This is a genomic window from Mariniluteicoccus endophyticus (genome assembly GCF_054780035.1).
In genome coordinates this window covers 62,007-80,634 of record NZ_BAAGXC010000016.1, presented here as the reverse complement: position 1 = coordinate 80,634, position 18,628 = coordinate 62,007, and the positions used below count along the sequence as shown (strand labels likewise).

The following is an 18,628-nucleotide window of genomic DNA, read 5'->3' as shown; positions in this document are numbered from 1 at the left end:
CCTCGTCCCATGGCAATCCTCGACCTGACCCTCGACCAGCTGCGGACGCGTACGAGCATGAAGTGGCGGGCCTATCCCGACGACGTCCTCCCGGCGTGGGTCGCGGAGATGGACTGCGTGCCGGCCGAGCCGATCCGCGACGCGATCCACCGCCTCGTGGACGCCGGTGACACCGGTTATCCGTCGGGGCGCCCCTACGAAGAGGCGCTGGCCGCGTACGCGCAGCAGCGCTGGGGTTGGACGTTCGACGTGGAGACCCGGGCCGTAACCGTTCCCGACGTGATGCAGGGCGTCGTGGCCGTGCTGCAGCGGTTCACCTCCGACGGCTCGTCAGTCATGATCAACCCGCCCGTCTACCCGTTCTTCTACCGCGCGCTGGAGGCCGCCGGGCGTGCGCCGCTGGACGTTCCGCTGACCGCCGACGGCCGTCTCGACCTGACCGCGATCGGTCGGGCGTTCGCCGAGCAGCGGCCGGCCGCGTACCTGCTGTGCTCGCCGCACAACCCACACGGCACCGTCCACACCGGCGACGAGCTCGCCCAGGTCGCGAAGCTCGCGGCCGAGCACGACGTGCTGGTCATCAGCGACGAGATCCACGCTCCGCTGGTCTCGTCGTCGGCGACGCACATGCCGTTCCTGTCGATCGCGGGCGCGCGGCGCTCCGTCGCGCTCCTGTCCGCCTCGAAGGCGTGGAACCTCGCCGGGCTGAAGGCCGCCGTCGCCGTGGGCACGCCCGACCTGGCCGCCGAGCTCCTCGCACTTCCCATCACCACCACCCACGGCGCAGGGCACCTCGCACTCATGGCCCATACCGCAGCACTCACCCAGGGCCAGCCCTGGCTCGACGAGCTGATGGGCGAGATCGAGGCCAACCGCCAGCTGCTGGTCGAGCTGCTCGCCGAACACGTGCCTGGCGCGGTCTACCGCCCGGGTCCGGCAACCTATCTGGCGTGGGTCGACTGCTCGGCGCTCGGCCTCGACGAGCCCTACCAGGCGTTCCTCGACCGGGGCCGGGTCGCGCTGAACCGCGGCGCCGACTTCGGTCCCGGCGGTGAGCAGTGCGTACGCGTCAACCTCGCGACCTCCCCGGAGGTCCTGCGGGAGGTCGTACGCCGGATGGCCTCCGCCCTCTGATCACCGATCAGAGGGGCCCGATGATCAGCCAGCCCCCAGCAGGACGAACCTGATCAGGTCGATCGCGCCGTGGGCGATGTCGGTAGCCACATCCAGCCGACCTCCGTGCTGTACAGCACCAGACGCAGCGCGATGAGCACGGCGCCCCAGCCGGCGAGGACGGCCCTGCCCAGACCATCCCACTCACCCCCACCGTGCCGCCGCCTCCTCTCGACGCCGATGCCACGCACGTGGCGACGTCAGGCGCGCAGCAGAACCGACTCGGCGTACGCGCCGGCGCTGACCTCGCGCACACCGACGATCGACAGGAAGATCGTGGGCGCACCCACCCTCGTCCGCACGCGCACGACGCCGCGGTCGAGCTCGACGCTACCCGCCACGCCGCTCGCCGTCAGGTGCGCGCGGGCCGCCAGCACCGCCACGCCCGGGTCGGTACGCCCGCCCAGCCGGCTCGTCGCCGCCGCGTCGGTGGCGGCGCGGGCGGCCCCGGACGCCGCACCCTCGGCCCGCCGGGCGGCATGGACGCGCTGCCCCCCGTCGACGGCCAGTCCTGCGATGACGACGAGGGCCATCACCCACAGCGTCACCATCACCGACATCGACATGCCCCGCTCGTCCCGCACGCGAGGATGGTGCCAGAGCGCCGGGGTGTCGCAGGAGGTCACCTCGGCGAACTCGAGGTGAACGATCAGGTCAGCCGCGCTGCCTCCGCCCGCGTGGGCAGGGGGCGCAGCCGGTTTCGGCCGTCGGGCATTCAGAGATCGTCGTTCGCGGCGATGGCCCCGAGCAGCGTCCGCCCGGGGCAGCTGATCGGGGTCAGACCTACCCCAATAGTGTTGGGGCGAACACGACGTCCACAGGAGGTTCCATGGTCAAGAAGGTTGCGATACTCACGGCGGGCGGCTTCGCGCCCTGCCTGTCCTCGGCGATCGGAGGCCTGATCCAGCGATACACCGAGCTGTCCCCCGAGACGGAGATCATCGCGTACAAGCACGGCTACCAGGGCCTCCTGAAGAGCGACTCGATCACCGTCACGCCCGAGATCCGGGAGAAGGCCCATCTGCTGCACGAGTACGGCGGCTCACCCGTCGGCAACTCCCGCGTCAAGCTCACCAACGCCGCCGACCTCGTCAAGCGCGGCCTGGTGAACGAGGGCGACGACCCGCTGAAGGTCGCCGCCGACCGTCTCGAGGCCGACGGTGTGGAGGTGCTGCACACCATCGGCGGCGACGACACCAACACCACCGCCGCCGATCTCGCCGCGTTCCTCGCCCAGCACGACTACGGCCTGACCGTCGTCGGCCTGCCGAAGACGATCGACAACGACGTCATCCCGATCAAGCAGTCGCTGGGTGCTTGGACCGCCGCCGAGATGGGGTCCCGCTTCGCGCAGAACATCGTGGCCGAGCACAACTCGGGCTCGCGCATGCTCATCGTCCACGAGGTCATGGGCCGCAACTGCGGCTGGCTCACCGCCGCGACCGCCCAGAAGTACCGCGAGTGGCTCGACTCGCGCGAGTGGCTGCCCGAGATCGGCCTGTCGAAGGAGGCCTGGGACGTCCACGCCGTGTTCGTCCCCGAGGCCCACATCGACATCGAGGCCGAGGCCAAGCGGCTGAACGAGGTCATGGACCGCGTCGGCAACGTCACGATCTTTCTGTCGGAAGGGGCGGGCCTCGACTCGATCGTCGCCGAGATGGAGAAGGCCGGCGAGGAGGTCCCCCGTGACCCGTTCGGCCACGTGAAGCTCGACAAGGTCAACCCCGGCAAGTGGTTCGGCGACCAGTTCGCCAAGCTCCTGTCGGCCGAGAAGGTCATGGTCCAGAAGTCGGGCTACTACTCCCGCGCCGCGGCGGCCAACCAGGCCGACCTCGACCTGATCAAGCAGTGCACCGACATGGCCGTCGACTGCGCCCTCAAGGGCGAGTCGGGCGTCATCGGCCAGGACGAGGAGAACGACGACAAGCTGTCGGCCATCGACTTCCCGCGCATCAAGGGCGGCAAGCCGTTCGACATCACCACTGACTGGTTCGTGGCGATGCTGGACGAGATCGGCCAGGGTACGCCGCAGGCCGCCGAGGGCGGCTCGGGCCACTGTCGCATGCCCGGTGCCGGCGCCCGGTGCGCGTTCCGCCGTGCCACCTCGGCGGACGCCGCACTGGTCGCCGGCCTGTTCGTGGACTTCGCACGGGAGTTCGACGACCCCGTCGGGCCGCGAGAGGTGGTGGAGCGGCGCTTCCACCGGCTGCTCGGGCTGGCCGAGGTGGTCGTGCTCCTCGCGGAGATCCCGACGGCCTGTGACCACGCCGACGACGGCGCCCGCCGGGACGTCGCCGGCTTAGCGTGGGCCACGCTGCGCCCCAGCCCCTACGACGACGGCCCGCTCCCCGTTCTCGACGAGCTCTACGTGCGGCCCCACCTGCGCTCCCGCGGCATCGGCGGGCGACTGATGGCAACCCTGGAGAGGACGCTGCGGACGCACGGCTGCGCGGAGCTCCACGTCAACACCGACGAGGAGGACGTGGACGCGCAGCGCTTCTACTCCCGGTTGGGCTACCGCAGCGGCGAGCCGGGCACGGGCAACCGGTGGCTGCTCCTGCAGAAGGACCTCGGCTGAGTCGACTGGTCCCAGACGCCCAGGATCACCCCCGGCCGAGCCCCTGGCGCCCCCGGACCCGCCGATCGTGGGACCGTGGGGCCACGGGTCAGCGTCGCCGGCGCAGCACCCAGGCCAGCACAGCCCCGAGGCCGGTCCCGGTCACGGCCCCGGTCACCCAGCCCAGGCCCAGGCTGGTGCGGGCGGCCGTCTCGGCCGCGTCGCGGGCCACGGTCGCCTTCGGGTCGCGCTCGACCCGCGCCCGCTCCTGCTGCTCGCGGCGGCGGGCCTCCTGCGCGAGCCCTGCAGACACCGCCCGTGCCTCGGCGGCGTTCTTGGCGGCCGTCGCGCCGCCAGCGCTCCCGCCGCCCCGGGACGGCGGGACGACCTCGGGCCCCGGAACGGGGTACGCCGGCGCTGCCTTGCCCTCCTTGGCCGCCTCCTTCTTGGCCTTCTCCCATTCCTTGACGCGCTTCTCGTGGGCCTGGCGCTCGCGGTCGGCGTCGGCCTCCTCCCAGTGGCCCTCGACGACGTCGGCCTTCTCACCCATGTCGCGGATCGGCTGGTCGGCGTCGGTCCACTTGCGGGCGATGGCGGGCTGCTTCGCCGTGGCGATCCAGGCGGCGATGAAGAGGATCAGCCGGGCGAAGAGGTTGAAGAACAGCATGATCACGATGACCGGGCCGAACAGCGCGGCCGCCGGGTTCTTCGTGAACGAGCCCATGAGGATGCCCGTCGCGTACTGGAGCACCGCCAGCAGGATCGAGCCAGCCAGCGCGCCCTTCCAGATGTCGCGGACCTTGAGCTTCTCCTCGGGCAGTGTCTTGTAGAGGTAGGCGAACAGCAGCCAGCCAGCACCGATGGACACGATCAGCGGCACAAACCTCAGCAGGAACGACACGCCGGGGATCTGCTCGAGGTGGAGCGCGGACACGATGGTCCCGGTGAGCGCGGTCGCTGCGGAAGCGAGGCCGAAGGTGATGACGATGAAGAGCAGCAGCATCACCAGGATGCCCATGTTCTTCAACGTCTCGACGACAATGTTGGACTTCTGCTCCTCCTGCTCGAAGTCGGGGCGCCACTGGGCGCGCACGGCCGACTTCAGGTTCGCGATCCAGCCGGCGCCCGCGTAGCCGGCGGACAGGATGCCGATGATGCCGATGCCCTGCCAGCTCTTGAGGGCGTGGGTGATGACGCCCATCACCTTGTCCTTGGTGTCGCCCGGGGCGCCCTGCAACTGGGACTGGACGGTGCCGAGGACCTGGTCCATGAGGTCGGGGCGGAAGACCGTGAGCGTCATGCCGGTCAGGGCGAACGCGAACATCAGGATGGGCACCATCGCCAGCACCGAGAAGTAGGTGATGGCGGCACCGAACTGGTTGCCCAGCCGGTTGCCGAACCGCGCGTTGGCGCGCAGCAGGTGGGCGATGGCCGGCTTGGCCATCAGTGCCTTGAGCTTGTCCACAGTGAACTCCCCTCGGGGTGGCTTTGCCGACACACTACCGAGGAGTTCGCCGACGACCCCCGGCCCCACACGACCCTGTGGGAAATCTCAGGCACGCGCCGGTCGCCCGGCGCGTCCCGAGTGCTCAGCCCTCGTACGCCTCAAGCGGCGGGCACGAGCAGACGAGGTTGCGGTCGCCGAACACGCCGTCGATGCGGGCGACGGCGGGCCAGTACTTGTCGCGTCCCGCTCCCGCGATCGGACCCAGGTGCTGACCACCGGGGTACGCCGCCTCACGCCGCGAGTACGGGTGGGGCCACTCGTCGGCCGTGACGCGCGCCAGCGTGTGGGGCGCGTTGTGCAACGGGTTGTCCCCGGCCGGCCACTCCCCCGCCGCCACCCGGTCGATCTCGCCCTTGATGGCGATCATCGCGTCGCAGAAACGGTCGAGCTCGGCCTTCGACTCCGACTCGGTGGGCTCCACCATGAGGGTGCCGGCGACGGGGAACGACATGGTTGGGGCGTGGAAGCCGTAGTCGATGAGGCGCTTGGCCACGTCGTCGACGGTCACCTTCGTCGCCTTCGTCATCGGGCGCAGGTCGAGGATGCACTCGTGGGCGACCAGTCCGCCCTGGCCGGCGTACAGCACCGGGAAGTGGTCGCCGAGGCGCTTTGCGATGTAATTGGCGTTGAGAATCGCGTTCTGGGTGGCCACCTTCAGGCCCTCTGCACCCATCATCGCGATGTAGGCCCAGCTGATCGGCAGGATGCCGGCCGAGCCGTGCGGCGCGGCGGAGATGGGACCGACTCCCGTCCCGGGTCCGGCGGTGTCGGACAGCGGGTGGTTCGGGAGGTACGGGGCCAGGTGCTCGGCCACCGCGACCGGGCCGACGCCGGGTCCGCCACCGCCGTGGGGGATGCAGAACGTCTTGTGGAGGTTGAGGTGGGACACGTCGCCGCCGAACCGGCCCGGCTGGGCGATGCCGCACAGCGCATTGAGGTTGGCGCCGTCGATGTACACCTGGCCGCCGGCGTCGTGGACGAGCGCGCACAGCTCGGTGACGGTCTCCTCGTAGACGCCGTGGGTCGACGGGTAGGTGATCATGATGGCCGCGAGCTCGTCGCGGTGCTTGTCGAGCTTGGCGCGCAGGTCGTCCATGTCGACCGAGCCGTCGTCGGCGCTCTTCACGACGACGACGCGCATGCCGGCCATGGCCGCCGATGCGGCGTTGGTGCCGTGGGCCGAGGACGGGATGAGGCAGACCTCGCGCTGGTCGTCGCCGTTGGCGCGGTGGTAGGCGCGGATCGCCATCAGGCCGGCGAACTCGCCCTGCGAGCCGGCGTTGGGCTGGATGGACACGCGGTGGTAGCCGGTGATGGCGGCCAGCCAGTCCTGCAGGCTCGAGATCAGCTCGTGGTAGCCCTCGGCGTCCTCCTGCGGCGCGAACGGGTGGAGGTTGGCGAAGCCCTCGTAGGAGATGGGCTCCATCTCAGCGGTCGCGTTGAGCTTCATGGTGCACGAGCCGAGCGGGATCATGCCGCGGTCGAGCGCGAAGTCGCGGTCGGAAAGCGCGCGCAGGTAGCGCAGCATCTCGGTCTCGGAGTGGTAGGTGTTGAAAACCGGGTGCTCCAGGAACGGCGTCGTACGCGTCCGCTCCCCCATCGAGCCGTGGGAGGCCGAGGCGTCGAAAGCGGCCTTGACGGCCTGGCACACGACCCCGAGGTCGGAGTCGTCACCGGAGCGCTCACCGACCGAGATGCCGACGTGGTCGTCGTCGACGAGGCGCAGGTGGACGCCGCCGTCGCGGGCGTCGTCGACGATGGCGCGGGCACGGCCGGGGGCCTTGACGAGCAGGGTGTCGAAGAACCGGTCGTGGACGACCTCGAGGCCGGCGGCCACCAGCGAGCCGGCCAGCGCGCGGGCGGCCCCGTGGATGCGCCCAGCGATGTTCCTCAGCCCTTCCGGGCCGTGGTAGACCGCATACATCGCCGCCACCACGGCGAGCAGGACCTGCGCGGTGCAGATGTTCGACGTGGCCTTCTCGCGGCGGATGTGCTGCTCGCGGGTCTGTAGCGCGAGGCGGTACGCCGAGGTGCCGTCTGCATCCTTGGAGACGCCGACGAGACGACCGGGCAGCGACCGCTCGAGCCCGGCGCGGACGGCGATGTAGCCGGCATGCGGGCCGCCGTAGAACAGCGGCACGCCGAAGCGCTGCGACGAGCCGACGGCCACGTCGGCACCCCACTCGGCCGGTGCTTCCGTCACGGTCAGCGCGAGCAGGTCGCAGGCGGCGATGACGAGGGCGTTGTTGTCGTGGGCCTTGTCGGCGATCTCGCGCAGCTCCTGCAGGGACTGGAGGCGGCCCGACGCGCCGGGGGTCTGGACGACGACGGCGAAGGCCTCGTGGGTCTGGAGGGCCTCGACCAGCGAGCCCTCGGCCACGACGACCTCGTGGCCCATCGCCTGGGCGCGCGTACGCACCACCGCGATCGACTGCGGGAGCATGTCGCCGTCCAGGACGACGACCGAGCCCTTCTTCGTGGTGCGGCGGGCCAGCATGATCGCCTCGGCGACGGCGGTGCCCTCGTCGAGCAGCGACGCGCCGGAGGTCGGCAGCCCCGTCAGGTCCGAGACCATCGTCTGGAAGTTCAACAGGGCCTCGAGGCGTCCCTGGGAGATCTCGGGCTGGTAGGGCGTGTACGCCGTGTACCAAGCCGGGTCCTCAAGGACGTTGCGTCGGATCACCGCCGGGGTGATCGTGTCGTGATAGCCGAGGCCGATCATCGCGCGCAGCGGGTTGTTCATGGCGGCGAGCCCCTGCAGTGCCTCGAGCACGCCCTGCTCGCCGACGGGCTGGGGCAGCTGGGGAAGGTCGGAGCGGATGCCACCCGGCATCACCGCGTCGACGAGGGTGTCGAGGCCGTCGAGGCCCAGCGCCTCCAGCATGGCCCGCTGCTCGGCCGGGTCCGATCCGATGTGGCGTCCGACGAAACCCTGCGTTGTCTGGTCCATTCCCCGTGCTCCTTCGCTCGCGGCGCCGTCCGACGTGGGGTGCCGTCCGGCCGGATTGCCGGGGCGCCGGCCGCCAACACTAGTCGACCCCCGCCCACCATGTGGACAGGGGCCGCGATGACGTCGGGGTGTGACGCAGGCTCAGCCGACGTCGCGCGCACGACGGCGACGGGACAGCTCGTCGTCGAGCATCGGCTGCTCGTGGGCGCGCTCGCCCGGCAGCTGCAGCAGGCTCCCCTCGAGGTCACGCCAGACCGAACCCAGCGCGATGCCGAACATGCCCTGTCCGCCGCGGAGGAGGTCGATGATCTCGTTGTCGGTGGTGCACTCGAACACCGAGACGCCGTCGGACATCAGCGTGACCTGGGTGAGGTCCTGGACGCCGCGGGCGCGGAGGTGGTCGATGGCGCGGCGGATCTGCTGCAGCGAGATGCCGGCGTCGATCAGCGACTTGATGACCTTGAGCAGGAGGATGTCGCGGAACGAGTAGAGGCGCTGGGAGCCGGAGCCCGACGCGCCACGGACCTCGGGGGTGACCAGACCGGTACGCGCCCAGTAGTCAAGCTGGCGGTAGGTGATGCCGGCTGCGCTGCAGGCGACCGGGCCACGGAAGCCCATGTCCTCGGGCACCGGCGAGAAGTCGCCGTCGAACAGGAGATCTTGCGCGACCTCGGGAGAGCTCTGCTGCTCCGGTTCGTGCCTGGTGTTCACGTGTCCTCGCTCAAGGGGGAAGGCGACGCGTGGAATACCACGCATGGGATTACTGGGAACCTATTCGCCGGTGGGTCCCCGGTCAACGAGCCCGGTCGCCGTGTCGGTCACGAATTGGTGGAGTTTTGCCCACGGACGTCGCCGCCGATGTGCTTCTGACTACGGAAAATGTACGCCGGCCCGAGCGGGGGGCAAGGTCTCGAGGACGCCTCGACCCCCACTTGAGGTGTGGCCCCTCCGTCTGTCCCCCAGCCACCCATCGTCCTGCCCCAGCGATGCGCGCCCGCCCCAGCGATCCGACCCCCTGCCTGCGCCACGAGTGCGGCCTTGGCGGCACAACAGGCCGAGAACTCCACAACAGGCGATCGATGACCTGTCGTGGAGTTCTCGACCTGTCGTGAGGTGGGAGGCGTGGGACTCAGCCGCGGTCGGGCGGGTCCTGCGGGTCGTCGCCTGTGAAGAAGTCGTCCGGGTTCACGTGGTCGAGGAACTCCCGGAACTCCTCGACGACGTCCTCGCTGGCCTCGTCCGGGTCGGCGGGGTCGCCCTCGTCGTCGGGCACCTCGATGCCTGCAGTGTCAAGAACCTCGTCGGCGCACAGGATGTCCGCACCGGCCCGGACCGCCAGCGCGATGGCGTCGGACGGGCGGGCGGAGACGGTGCGGCCGTCGATGACGAGCTCGGCGTAGAACGTCCCCTCGTTGAGCCTGGTGATGCGTACCTCGTCGAGGACGTGGCCGAGGTCGAGGATGATGTTCAGCATCAGGTCGTGGGTCAGCGGACGTGGCGGCACCAGGTCTTCCTGGGCATTGGCGATCGCGGCGGCCTCGTTGGCACCGATCCAGATGGGTAGGTATCGCTGTCCGCCGACCTCGCGGAGCAGGACCATCGGGATGTTGGAGGGCATCTCCACCCGCACACCCATGACATCGACTCGGCGCATGGGGCCAGCGTACGCGATCCCCGACCGGCGCGGTCGGGCCGCACGCCTGCTATCTGTCGGCGGCAATCCGCATCATCGCGGCGTGCACGTGGATCATGAGCTGGGTCGCCTCCTGCGCGACTGGCCGGCTGGAAGCCCGGCGCTGGTAGGGGGCCACCGCCTGCTCGATGAGGCTGTACTCGCGCTGGGCGTAGCTCTTGACCTGACGGAGGTGGCGGGCGTCGATGCCGTACTCGGCGAGGCGGCGTGCCGCGATCGCGATGGTGACGGCCTCACGGCCGTAGTAGGAGGTCCCGCGCCGCGGGGTGACCAGAAGCTCCTTCTCCAGCTCGATGAGCTGGGGCTCGCTGAGGCCGCTCGCCGCCAGCAGCTCTCGCCGCGACATGCGCAGCGGCGGCCGCTTCTGGGCCTGAGCGGGGGTGATGTTGCCCGCCCGCGCCCCCGTGGGCTCGTCGGGCCCGGCCTCGGCCACCGGGGACTCGGCGGCCGGCGTCGGCGGCTCGATCCGTGGCGGTGCCATGCCGCGGTCCATCATGTCGAGGTGTTCGCGGATGACCTTCAGCGGCAGGTAGTGGTTCTTCTGGACCGTGAGGATGTAGCGCAGACGCTCGACGTCGTGCTCCGAATATTTCCGATATCCCGACGACGGCGCGCGCTCCGGCGAGACCAGACCCTCAGACTCGAGGAACCTGATCTTTGAGATCGAGATATCGGGAAAGTCGGACTTGAGGATGGTCAGGACCTGCCCGATGCTGCGCATCGGACCGGGCATCACACCAAACCGTGGGGGCTGGCGAAGTAGACCATCCGGAACTTGCCGATCTGGACCTCGTCTCCCTGTTTCAGGGGGACCTCGCCGTCGATCAGTGTCCGGTTGACGTAGGTGCCGTTCAGGCTGCCCGTGTCGGCCACCATCGTCGTGTCGTCCTGGCGGGTGAACCGCACGTGGTGGCGTGACACCGTGATGTCGTCGAGGAAGATGTCGGAGTCGGGGTGCCGGCCCGCGGTCGTCGTCTCACCGTCGAGCAGGAACCGTGCGCCGGCCGACGGGCCGCGCAGCACGATCAGCAGCGCCCGCCCCGCGGGCAGCGACGCGATGGCCGCCTCCTCGTCGGTGGACAGCTCGTTGACGCCTGCGGTCAGCTGTTCGTCGACGACCGGGATGCGGCTGGTGTCGCCCTGGCTGATCTGGGTGGTCTCAGGGTTGGTGAGGGCATGGCCGCACTGGGCGCAGAAGTTGCTGCCTTCGGGATTCTTGTGCCCGCAGCGCGTGCAGTAAGGCATGCGTGGTCTCCTCGCCCTCTCGCGGCCGGGCGCCGCGTCCGAACAGTTTAGCGATGGCCGCCCGTGGTGGTGTCACCGCGGGCCACTTCTGGCGTGCCAGCCCCCCGAACACGGGGAGCCGGTCAACGCCGTGCGATCAGGCGCCGACCGACTCGGCGTACGCGTCGGCGTCCATGAGGTCGTCGACCTCGGACTCGCCGGAGACCTCAACCTCGAACAGCCAGCCGTCCCCGTAGGGATCGGCGTTGATGATCTCGGGCGAGTCGGACACGACCTCGTTGACCGATGTGATCACGCCGGACACCGGCGAGAACAGCTCGGAGACGCTCTTGGTCGACTCGAGCTCACCGCACGCGTCGCCGGAGCTGACCTCCTGACCGAGCTCGGGCAGGTCGACGAAGACGATGTCGCCCAGCTGGTCTGTGGCGTACTCTGACACGCCGACGCGGACGGTCGCGCCGTTGCCAGGACGCACCCACTCGTGCTCGGCGCTGTATTTCAGGTCCTCGGGAAAGTTCACCTTCGACTCCTTCGACTGGTGCGGCTGTGATCAGCGCGCGGGGCGAGCGTACTGAGGCGCCGCCACGGCGTGCAAGGACGTCACCTCGATGCGCTCCGAGCGCTCGATGGTGATCGCGGCGCCGACGGCCGGGCTGGTCACCTCCGTCGCGAGGCCACCGCGGAACCGTGCGGCCTCCTCGAGGGCGTGCGGGTCGCCGATCACGTCGAGGACGATCGTCCCGGCGACGGGGCGGCCGTCGACGGTGGTGGCGCCGGGGGTTCCGCCCACCCACGACTGGGCGACGACACGGACGGCGTCGTTGAGCTCGATGGCCTCGGCCCCCGCGTCACGCATCTCCTCCAGTGCGTCGAGCAGCATGGCCACGTCGACCTTGTGCTTCACGTCGGTGATCGTGATGCGTACGCCCGGGCCCTGCGCCGGCGCGGTTCCGGCCAAGATGGCCAGCTCGTCCAAGCGGGCGCGAGAGGCGCTGCGGGCGACCTCCGCGGAGCCGCGGTTCGATTCGAGCGCACGACGGGTCTCCTCCAGCGCCCGCAGGTCGCCCTCGAGACGACGCGCCTCCGCGTCCAGGCCGTCGGCCATCTGGACGAGGTCTGCGCGGCGCGCCGTGGCGTACGACGTGTCGTTGGCGCGGGCGCGGACCTGCATCACGAAACCCATGGCGAGCAGCCCCAGGACCACGGCGACGACGACCTGGGAGCGGCTGACGTGCAGAAGCGCCTCGCGCACCCGCACGCCGGCGGCAGTCGACGCGGCGTGGCGTGGGCTTTGCTCGTCGTACTCCTTCAACCGGTCGCCATCGATCTCGTGCCCGTCGTCGCCCCGAGACCTCGCCTCGCCGGCGGCCGCCCCAGGCTGGGCGTGTGGCGCCCCAGCACACTCCTGGCCGTCGGGCTCGGTGCACTGTTGGTGCTCGGCTCGCTCCTGGGGCTCGTCGCGCTCGAGATCAGGCATGGAACACCGCCCTGCGGATGGCGGCGGCGTTCGTGAAGATCCGGATGCCGAGAACGACGACGACACCGGTGGACAGCTGGGCGCCGACGCCGATCTGGTCGCCGATCCACACGATGAGCGCCGCGATCAGCACGTTCGACACGAACGAGATGACGAAGACCTTGTCGGTGAAGATCCCGTCCAGCCAGGCGCGTGCACCGCCGAACACGGCGTCGAGTGCGGCCACGATGGCGATCGGCAGGTACGGCTGGAGGAAGGGCGGCAACGTCGGCTCGAGCAGGATGCCGAGCACGATGCCGATGATGAGTCCCAGGATCGGGATCACGAAGCCCTCCTCGCGTGCCTCAGCGCGATGCCCGGGTCGGCGGGCAGCCGCAACTCCTTGTTCTCGGTGACGTCGTAGCGGAGGCCGTAGCGGTCGCGCAACAACGCCCAGGTGCGACCGCCGGGAGCGGCGGCCAGCTTGTCGGAAAGCGTACGCGGGTCGCCGATCACCGTGACCTCGTAGGGCCGCACCAGCGACCGGTAGTCCACGGTGATGCTGTCCCCCGCCCCGCGGATCGCGGTCAGCGACGACAGGCGGTGGCCATTGATGGCGACCGCCTCTCCCCCGGACAGCCACAGCGCGTTGACCAGCTGTTGCAGGTCGCGGTCGATGACGCGGTTCTGGGACCCGCCGCGCGCAGCATCGTCGACGACGATCACGAGTCCGGGCCCCGTGACAGGCATGGTGCCGGTGATGGCGCCGACGGTCTCGAGCTGGTCGGCGAGCCGGCGGTCCGTCTCGTCGTAGGCCTCGTCCAGGCGCAGCTGCCGAACCGTCGATCGCTCGGTCTCGACGTCGCTGCGCAGCGCGGTGTTGCGGCGCTGCCCCTCGGTGACCTGGTCGACGAGCGTGCGGTGCTCCAGTTCCGCAGCGGGCAGCTGTTGGGTCGTGTGGGTGGCCGCCAGCGTGAAGAGCAGGCCCACGCCGGCGGCCGCCGCGCCGAGTCGCCAGCGGTTCTGGGCGGGGCGGTCGGCGCTTTCGGCAACCCGCCGGTAGTCGGGATCGATGGGGTGGGACATCACGTCGTTGAGCAGGCTCATGCTCGCGTCGACCCGGCGTGTCGGCGGGGTCGCGCGCGCGGAGGTCGAGCCTGGGGACGCGGACATCTCCACAGCCTAACCCGGGTGGGCACCGCGGGCTCGTCGCGCGCGCGCCGTTGCGTACGCCGCCTCCAGGCGCGGGCCGACCGACGCCCAGTCGTAGCGTCCCACGTGGTCACGCCCACGCTCGTCGGCCGGCCGTCGGATCGCTTCGAGGACGGCTCGGGCCAGCGCGTCGGCATCGGCGACGGGGACGAGGTCCGCATGCACCCGGCCGTCGCCATCGGTCACGACCGCCCGGAACGACGCCAGGTCGCTGGCGACCACGTGGGCGCCGGCGGCGAGGGCCTCGATCACCACCAGCCCGAAGCTCTCCCGACCGGTGTTGGGGGTGACGACGACGTCCGAGGACCTCAGTAGCCGGGCCCGATCGGCGTCAGACAGGATGTCGAGACGCTGCATCGGCGCGGGCAGCGTACGCCGTCCCGGGCCGGCGACCACCAAGTGGGCGTCGGGTCGTGCGGCGTGGATCGCGCCGGCGGCCGCGACGAACGTGTCGAGTCCCTTGCGTGGCTCGTCCACGCGTCCCAGGAAAGTGATCCGGGGCCTCGCGGTGCGGGAGACGGCTCCGGCGAACTCGGCCTGCCGGAACCCGTTCGGGACGACGGCCGGGTCGACCCGGTAGGGCGCCCGCACCTGCTCGGCGGCTGCCTCGCTCACGGCCACGGCGACGTCGATTCGGGCGAGGCAGCGGCCGAGCACCGCCCCGGCCGCCTCCCGGAGCCGCGACGAGTCCGCCACGGAGTGGAACGTCGCTACGACCGCGGTCCGGCGGGGGGCGGCCCAAAGCGCATGCAGCGACGCCGACGGCGTGACCGGCTCGTGGAGATGGAGCACGTCGGGACGCAGCCGGTCGATCCACGCCCGCGTACGCGCCGCGGTGAGCGGGCCGAAGCCGATCCGCGCGGTGGATCCGTTGGCTGGCACGGGCAGTGCCAGACCCGTGCTGGTGACCCGCTCGGGTGTCAGCCCGTGGGCGGCGAGCTGGTCGGGTGCCGGGCTGCCGGGGGCGAGGACGTGGGCCTCGTGCCCGGCGCCGACGAGGTGGCCCGCGAGCCCGAGCACATGGTTCTGCACTCCTCCGGGCCGGGCCAGCGAGTAGGGGCAGACCAGGCCGATCGTCAGTCGTTCAGCCATGGTCGGTCGTGGTCCGGTCGACGGCGAGGAACGGCTGGAACATGTGCCAGTCCTGCGGGTGGCGGCGTACGGCGGCGCAGAAGTGGTCCGCGAGGTCCTGGGTCATGGCTTGGAGACCGTCGCGACCGGGACGGTGCTCGACCGGATCGGAGATCTCGATCACTATCCCGTCGGGCGTGTAGTGGGTCGCGGCGGCGAACAGCGCGGCCCCGGAGCGGCGCGCGACCATCGCGGGACCGGGCGGCAGGGTCACCTCGTGGCCCGCCCAGTCGACGGACAGCCCGGTTCCGGGCAGGTCGCGGTCCCCCATCAGGCACACGACGCGTCCCTCGCGGACCGCCGTGACCAGCGCACGCATGGCGCCGGGGTCGTCGTGGGCGTAGACCTCCATGCCGATGCGGCGGCGGATCGCGGTGAACGCGGCGAACTCCTGCTCGCCGAGACGCTCGGCGACCGTCGTGACGGGCATGCCCGTGGCGCAGGCCCAGGCACCAGCGAGATCCCAGTTGCCCATGTGCGGGAGCGCCACGACGGCGCCGGTGCTGGCGTACGCCTCCCGCAGGCGGGCCTCCTGGACGGGATCGACACACACCGAGGCGACCGCGCGGCCGGGGTCCCAGCCGGCCACGGCCTGGACCTCGACGTAGACCCGCACCCACGAGGCGATCGCGGCGCGCATGAGCGCCGGTGCGGGCTCGTGGCCGAGCGTCAGCGTGAGGTTGCGACGCAGTGTCTGCAGGTGGCTCCAGTCGACCGGGAGCGCGACGCGGCCGACGGCGCGCCCCAGCAGGGTCGTCTGGCGGGCCGACAGTCGGGGCGCGACGCGGCCCACGGCGCGGAAGACCCGTCGGTTGACCGCGTCGACGAGCTCGGCGCGGGCGCGCATCAGTCTCCGGCGTGCTCGGCCCAGGCCTCGGCCAGGCGGCGGCGCGAGTCCTCGAGGAGCTGGGGCAGGGGCTTGGTCTGGGCGATGATCGGCATAAAGTTGGAGTCGCCCTGCCAGCGGGGCACGACGTGCTGGTGGAGGTGGGCGGCGATCCCCGCCCCGCCGACCGCTCCCTGGTTCATGCCGAGGTTGAACCCGGCGGGGTTGGACACGACCCGGAGCACACGCATGGCCTGACGGGTCAGGATCGCGACCTCGATGGTCTCCTCGGGCGTGAGCTCGGGGTAGCCGGCCACATGGCGGTACGGGCATACGAGCAGGTGTCCCGGCGAGTAGGGGTAGAGGTTCATCACGACGAACGCGTGCTCGCCGCGATGGACGACCAGGCCGTCGGCGTCGTCGCGTCCAGGAGCCCGGCAGAACGGGCACTCCGGCTCCGAGGCGTCCTTCGGCTTGTTCTCGCCGCCGATGTAGACCATCCGGTGGGGCGTCCACAGGCGCTGGAACGAGTCCGGCACCCCCACCAGGCCCGAGGAATCCTCGGCCTGGTCGCGGTGCAGGTCGCCGTACTGGTCGGGATCGGTCATGTCAAACCTGCGCGCGGTTGGCGATGGCCTGCGTGATCTCGGCGATCGCCTCGTCGACCGGGACCTGGTTCTTCTGCGAACCGTCGCGGTAGCGGAAGCTGATGCCGCCGGCCTCGACGTCGTCGCCACCGGCGATGAGCATATAGGGCACCTTGGTCTTCTGCGCGTTTCGGATCTTCTTCGGGAAGCGGTCGTCGGAGTCGTCGATCTCGACGCGTACGCCGGCGGCCCGCAGCTTCGCCGCCACCTGCTCGAGGTACGGGAGGAAGTCGGCGGCCACGGGAATCATCTGGACCTGGACCGGCGAGAGCCACACCGGGAAGGCGCCGGCGTAGTGCTCGACCAGCACGCCCATGAACCGCTCGATCGAGCCGAACTTCGCCGAGTGGATCATGACCGGCTCGGCGTGGGAGCCGTCAGCGGCGGTGTAGTGCAGGCCGAAGCGGTGCGGCTGGTTGAAGTCGTACTGAATCGTCGACATCTGCCAGGTGCGGCCGATGGCGTCGCGGGCCTGGATGGAGATCTTCGGGCCGTAGTAGGCGGCACCGCCCGGGTCGGGGACGCACTCGAGGCCGGTCTCGTTGGCACACTCCTCGAGGATGCGCGTCGCCTCGGCCCACTGCTCGTCGGAGCCGATGAACTTGTCCTTCTTCTTGCCGTCCTCGTCGCGTGTGGACAGCTCGAGGTAGAAGTCGTCGAGGCCGAAGTCGCGCAGGAGGCCGAGCACGAAGTCGAGCAGGTGCTTGATCTCGTCGGGCGCCTGCTCCGGCGTCACGTAGGAGTGGGAGTCGTCCTGGGTGATGGAGCGTACGCGGGTCAGGCCCTGCAGCACGCCGGACTTCTCGTTGCGGTAGACGGTGCCGAACTCGAAGAAGCGCAGCGGGAGCTCACGGTAGGAACGGCCGCGCGACTTGAAGATCAGGTTGTGCATCGGGCAGTTCATCGCCTTGAGGCGGTAGGGCTGGCCGTCGTCGTCCATGGCGGGGAACATGCCGTCCGCGTAGTACGGCAGGTGGCCCGAGGTGTGGAACAGCTCCTCCTTGGAGATGTGGGGCGTGCCCACGTAGAGGAAGCCGGCGTCGATGTGGCGCTGACGGACGTAGTCCTCCATCTGGCGCTTGATGACGCCGCCCTTCGGGTGGAACACCGGCAGGCCAGCGCCCAGCTCCTCGGGGAACGAGTAGAGGTCGAGCTCGGCGCCCAGCTTGCGGTGGTCGCGCTTGGCGGCCTCCTCGAGCCGGGTCTTGTAGGCCTGCAGGTCTTCCTTCGAGGCCCACGCCGTGCCGTACAGACGCTGCAGCTGGGGGTTGGTCTGGTCGCCACGCCAGTACGCCGCGCTCGTCCGCATCAGGGAGAACGCGGCCTGGTTGATGTAGCCGGTGTGCGGCACGTGCGGACCGCGGCACAGGTCGCCCCAGGCGCGGGAGTCGTCACGGCGGACGTTGTCGTAGATCGTCAGCTCGCCCGCGCCGACCTCGACCGACGAACCGTCGTCGTCGGACGCGTTGCCCTTGAGCTGGACCAGCTCGAGCTTGAACGGCTCGTCGGCGAGCTCCTCGACGGCCTCGGCGTCGGTCACGACGCGGCGGACGAAGCGCTGCTTCTCCTTGATGATCTGGACCATCTTCTTCTCGATGGCCTTCAAGTCGTCGGGCTGCAGGGCGTTCTCGAGCAGGAAGTCGTAGTAGAAACCGTCGGTGATGGGCGGGCCGATGCCCAGCTTGGCGTCGGCGTACAGGTTCTGCACGGCCTGGGCTGAGACGTGGGCGCACGAGTGGCGCAGGATCGCCAGACCCTCGTCGGAAGTGACGAGCACCGGCTCGACCGTGTCGCCGTCGACGAGCACCACTGCCAGGTCCTTGGTCTCGCCGTTGACCTTCATCGCGACGACGCTGCGATCGTCGCCGAACAGGTCGAGGCCCGTGGTCGTCGTGTCCACCTGTCGCTCCTCGGTCGATCCAGAGCTGACCAGGGTAATGCTGAGGGACACGTCGTTTCCTTTCGGTGCGGGCCGCGGCTCGGCTCGGTGGCCCATTCTGCCAGCCCGCCGCCTCGTGGGCGACCGACCGCTCCCGCACCCGCGTGACTGCTCTCCCAGCCACGGCACAAGCCGCTCTCTCAGAGCGAGGGCCGGCGAGACAGGAGTCAGCCGCTCCACTCCTTGATCTGGCAGACGGCGTCGTCATGCCACGGATCGGGCCCAGGGTGGCCATCGGGTCGGCGGCCAGCCCGTTGATCGTGACGTCGACCTCGCGGAAGCCACGCATCAT

Annotated in this window: 17 protein-coding genes and 1 pseudogene; 3 read left to right on the top strand and 15 right to left on the bottom strand. The window is 70.3% G+C overall.

Annotation, left to right across the window (positions count from 1 at the left end; translation table 11 throughout):
- Positions 1-9: 9 nt before the first annotated feature.
- Positions 10-1,134, top strand: coding sequence for a MalY/PatB family protein (locus ACYVGD_RS05695; RefSeq protein ID WP_460742022.1), 1,125 nt, complete (start codon positions 10-12; stop codon positions 1,132-1,134).
- A gap of 239 nt (positions 1,135-1,373) precedes the next feature.
- Here ACYVGD_RS05695 and ACYVGD_RS05690 read toward each other — a convergent pair whose 3' ends face one another.
- Entirely contained in the window at positions 1,374-1,757 is a 384-nt protein-coding gene (locus tag ACYVGD_RS05690; RefSeq protein ID WP_460742021.1) for a pilus assembly protein TadE, read from the bottom strand.
- 245 nt (positions 1,758-2,002) lie between these two features.
- On the opposite strand from ACYVGD_RS05690, the pseudogene ACYVGD_RS05685 reads away from it, so the two are divergent.
- A pseudogene (locus ACYVGD_RS05685) lies at positions 2,003-3,193 on the top strand (pyrophosphate--fructose-6-phosphate 1-phosphotransferase); the annotation flags it as partial.
- Positions 3,173-3,751 carry a GNAT family N-acetyltransferase gene (locus ACYVGD_RS05680; protein ID WP_460742475.1) on the top strand — a complete coding sequence of 193 codons (579 nt, stop codon included), beginning with the start codon at positions 3,173-3,175 and terminating at the stop codon, positions 3,749-3,751. The pseudogene ACYVGD_RS05685 and the gene ACYVGD_RS05680, both read left to right, overlap by 21 nt.
- Before the next feature lie 88 nt (positions 3,752-3,839).
- Here ACYVGD_RS05680 and ACYVGD_RS05675 read toward each other — a convergent pair whose 3' ends face one another.
- The 14 genes from ACYVGD_RS05675 to thrS form a co-directional block, all read right to left on the bottom strand.
- Entirely contained in the window at positions 3,840-5,195 is a 1,356-nt protein-coding gene (locus ACYVGD_RS05675) for a YhjD/YihY/BrkB family envelope integrity protein (RefSeq protein WP_460742020.1), read from the bottom strand.
- 124 nt (positions 5,196-5,319) lie between these two features.
- Positions 5,320-8,187, bottom strand: a complete 2,868-nt coding sequence (gcvP, locus tag ACYVGD_RS05670) for an aminomethyl-transferring glycine dehydrogenase (RefSeq protein ID WP_460742019.1) — start codon at positions 8,185-8,187, stop codon at positions 5,320-5,322.
- A 141-nt stretch (positions 8,188-8,328) separates the two neighbouring features.
- On the bottom strand, positions 8,329-8,898 hold the full coding sequence (locus tag ACYVGD_RS05665; protein WP_460742018.1) for a MerR family transcriptional regulator: 570 nt from the start codon (positions 8,896-8,898) through the stop codon (positions 8,329-8,331).
- Between the two features lie 418 nt (positions 8,899-9,316).
- The gene (locus ACYVGD_RS05660) at positions 9,317-9,841 is read right to left on the bottom strand and encodes a bifunctional nuclease family protein (protein WP_460742017.1); all 525 of its coding nucleotides are present in this window, start codon (positions 9,839-9,841) and stop codon (positions 9,317-9,319) included.
- Between the two features lie 49 nt (positions 9,842-9,890).
- On the bottom strand, positions 9,891-10,613 hold the full coding sequence (ftsR, locus tag ACYVGD_RS05655) for a transcriptional regulator FtsR (protein ID WP_460742016.1): 723 nt from the start codon (positions 10,611-10,613) through the stop codon (positions 9,891-9,893).
- Positions 10,613-11,125: an FHA domain-containing protein gene (locus tag ACYVGD_RS05650; protein WP_460742015.1), complete on the bottom strand. Its 513-nt coding sequence runs from the start codon at positions 11,123-11,125 to the stop codon at positions 10,613-10,615. Before ACYVGD_RS05650 ends, ftsR begins: the two co-directional genes overlap by 1 nt.
- A gap of 136 nt (positions 11,126-11,261) precedes the next feature.
- Positions 11,262-11,645, bottom strand: coding sequence for a glycine cleavage system protein GcvH (gcvH, locus tag ACYVGD_RS05645; RefSeq protein WP_460742013.1), 384 nt, complete (start codon positions 11,643-11,645; stop codon positions 11,262-11,264).
- A 30-nt stretch (positions 11,646-11,675) separates the two neighbouring features.
- Complete coding sequence (locus tag ACYVGD_RS05640; protein ID WP_460742011.1) at positions 11,676-12,602, bottom strand: DUF881 domain-containing protein; 927 nt, start codon at positions 12,600-12,602, stop codon at positions 11,676-11,678.
- The gene (locus ACYVGD_RS05635) at positions 12,595-12,927 is read right to left on the bottom strand and encodes a small basic family protein (RefSeq protein WP_460742009.1); all 333 of its coding nucleotides are present in this window, start codon (positions 12,925-12,927) and stop codon (positions 12,595-12,597) included. The genes ACYVGD_RS05640 and ACYVGD_RS05635 overlap by 8 nt, the downstream gene beginning before the upstream one ends.
- Positions 12,924-13,754: a DUF881 domain-containing protein gene (locus ACYVGD_RS05630; protein ID WP_460742007.1), complete on the bottom strand. Its 831-nt coding sequence runs from the start codon at positions 13,752-13,754 to the stop codon at positions 12,924-12,926. Before ACYVGD_RS05630 ends, ACYVGD_RS05635 begins: the two co-directional genes overlap by 4 nt.
- 9 nt (positions 13,755-13,763) lie before the next feature.
- A complete protein-coding gene (locus ACYVGD_RS05625) occupies positions 13,764-14,885 on the bottom strand; it encodes a glycosyltransferase family 4 protein (RefSeq protein ID WP_460742005.1) in 1,122 nt (373 codons plus the stop codon).
- Positions 14,878-15,771: a phosphatidylinositol mannoside acyltransferase gene (locus tag ACYVGD_RS05620; protein ID WP_460742004.1), complete on the bottom strand. Its 894-nt coding sequence runs from the start codon at positions 15,769-15,771 to the stop codon at positions 14,878-14,880. The genes ACYVGD_RS05625 and ACYVGD_RS05620 overlap by 8 nt, the downstream gene beginning before the upstream one ends.
- Positions 15,771-16,358 carry an HIT family protein gene (locus ACYVGD_RS05615; protein ID WP_460742003.1) on the bottom strand — a complete coding sequence of 196 codons (588 nt, stop codon included), beginning with the start codon at positions 16,356-16,358 and terminating at the stop codon, positions 15,771-15,773. The genes ACYVGD_RS05620 and ACYVGD_RS05615 overlap by 1 nt, the downstream gene beginning before the upstream one ends.
- 1 nt (position 16,359) lies before the next feature.
- Positions 16,360-18,348 carry a threonine--tRNA ligase gene (gene thrS, locus ACYVGD_RS05610; protein WP_460742002.1) on the bottom strand — a complete coding sequence of 663 codons (1,989 nt, stop codon included), beginning with the start codon at positions 18,346-18,348 and terminating at the stop codon, positions 16,360-16,362.
- Between the last annotated feature and the right edge of the window lie 280 nt (positions 18,349-18,628).

Bases quoted from the DNA above. Each gene is read 5' to 3' on its own strand.
- ACYVGD_RS05695 (WP_460742022.1), top strand. From the start codon at position 10: ATGGCAATCCTCGACCTGACCCTCGACCAGCTGCGGACGCGTACGAGC.
- ACYVGD_RS05680 (WP_460742475.1), top strand. From the start codon at position 3,173: ATGCTGGACGAGATCGGCCAGGGTACGCCGCAGGCCGCCGAGGGCGGC.
- gcvP (WP_460742019.1), bottom strand. From the start codon at position 8,187: ATGGACCAGACAACGCAGGGTTTCGTCGGACGCCACATCGGATCGGAC.
- ACYVGD_RS05660 (WP_460742017.1), bottom strand. From the start codon at position 9,841: ATGCGCCGAGTCGATGTCATGGGTGTGCGGGTGGAGATGCCCTCCAAC.
- ftsR (WP_460742016.1), bottom strand. From the start codon at position 10,613: ATGCCCGGTCCGATGCGCAGCATCGGGCAGGTCCTGACCATCCTCAAG.
- ACYVGD_RS05650 (WP_460742015.1), bottom strand. From the start codon at position 11,125: ATGCCTTACTGCACGCGCTGCGGGCACAAGAATCCCGAAGGCAGCAAC.
- ACYVGD_RS05640 (WP_460742011.1), bottom strand. From the start codon at position 12,602: ATGCCTGATCTCGAGCGCGACGAGCCCCAGGAGCGAGCCGAGCACCAA.
- ACYVGD_RS05630 (WP_460742007.1), bottom strand. From the start codon at position 13,754: ATGTCCGCGTCCCCAGGCTCGACCTCCGCGCGCGCGACCCCGCCGACA.
- ACYVGD_RS05625 (WP_460742005.1), bottom strand. From the start codon at position 14,885: ATGGCTGAACGACTGACGATCGGCCTGGTCTGCCCCTACTCGCTGGCC.
- ACYVGD_RS05620 (WP_460742004.1), bottom strand. From the start codon at position 15,771: ATGCGCGCCCGCGCCGAGCTCGTCGACGCGGTCAACCGACGGGTCTTC.
- ACYVGD_RS05615 (WP_460742003.1), bottom strand. From the start codon at position 16,358: ATGACCGATCCCGACCAGTACGGCGACCTGCACCGCGACCAGGCCGAG.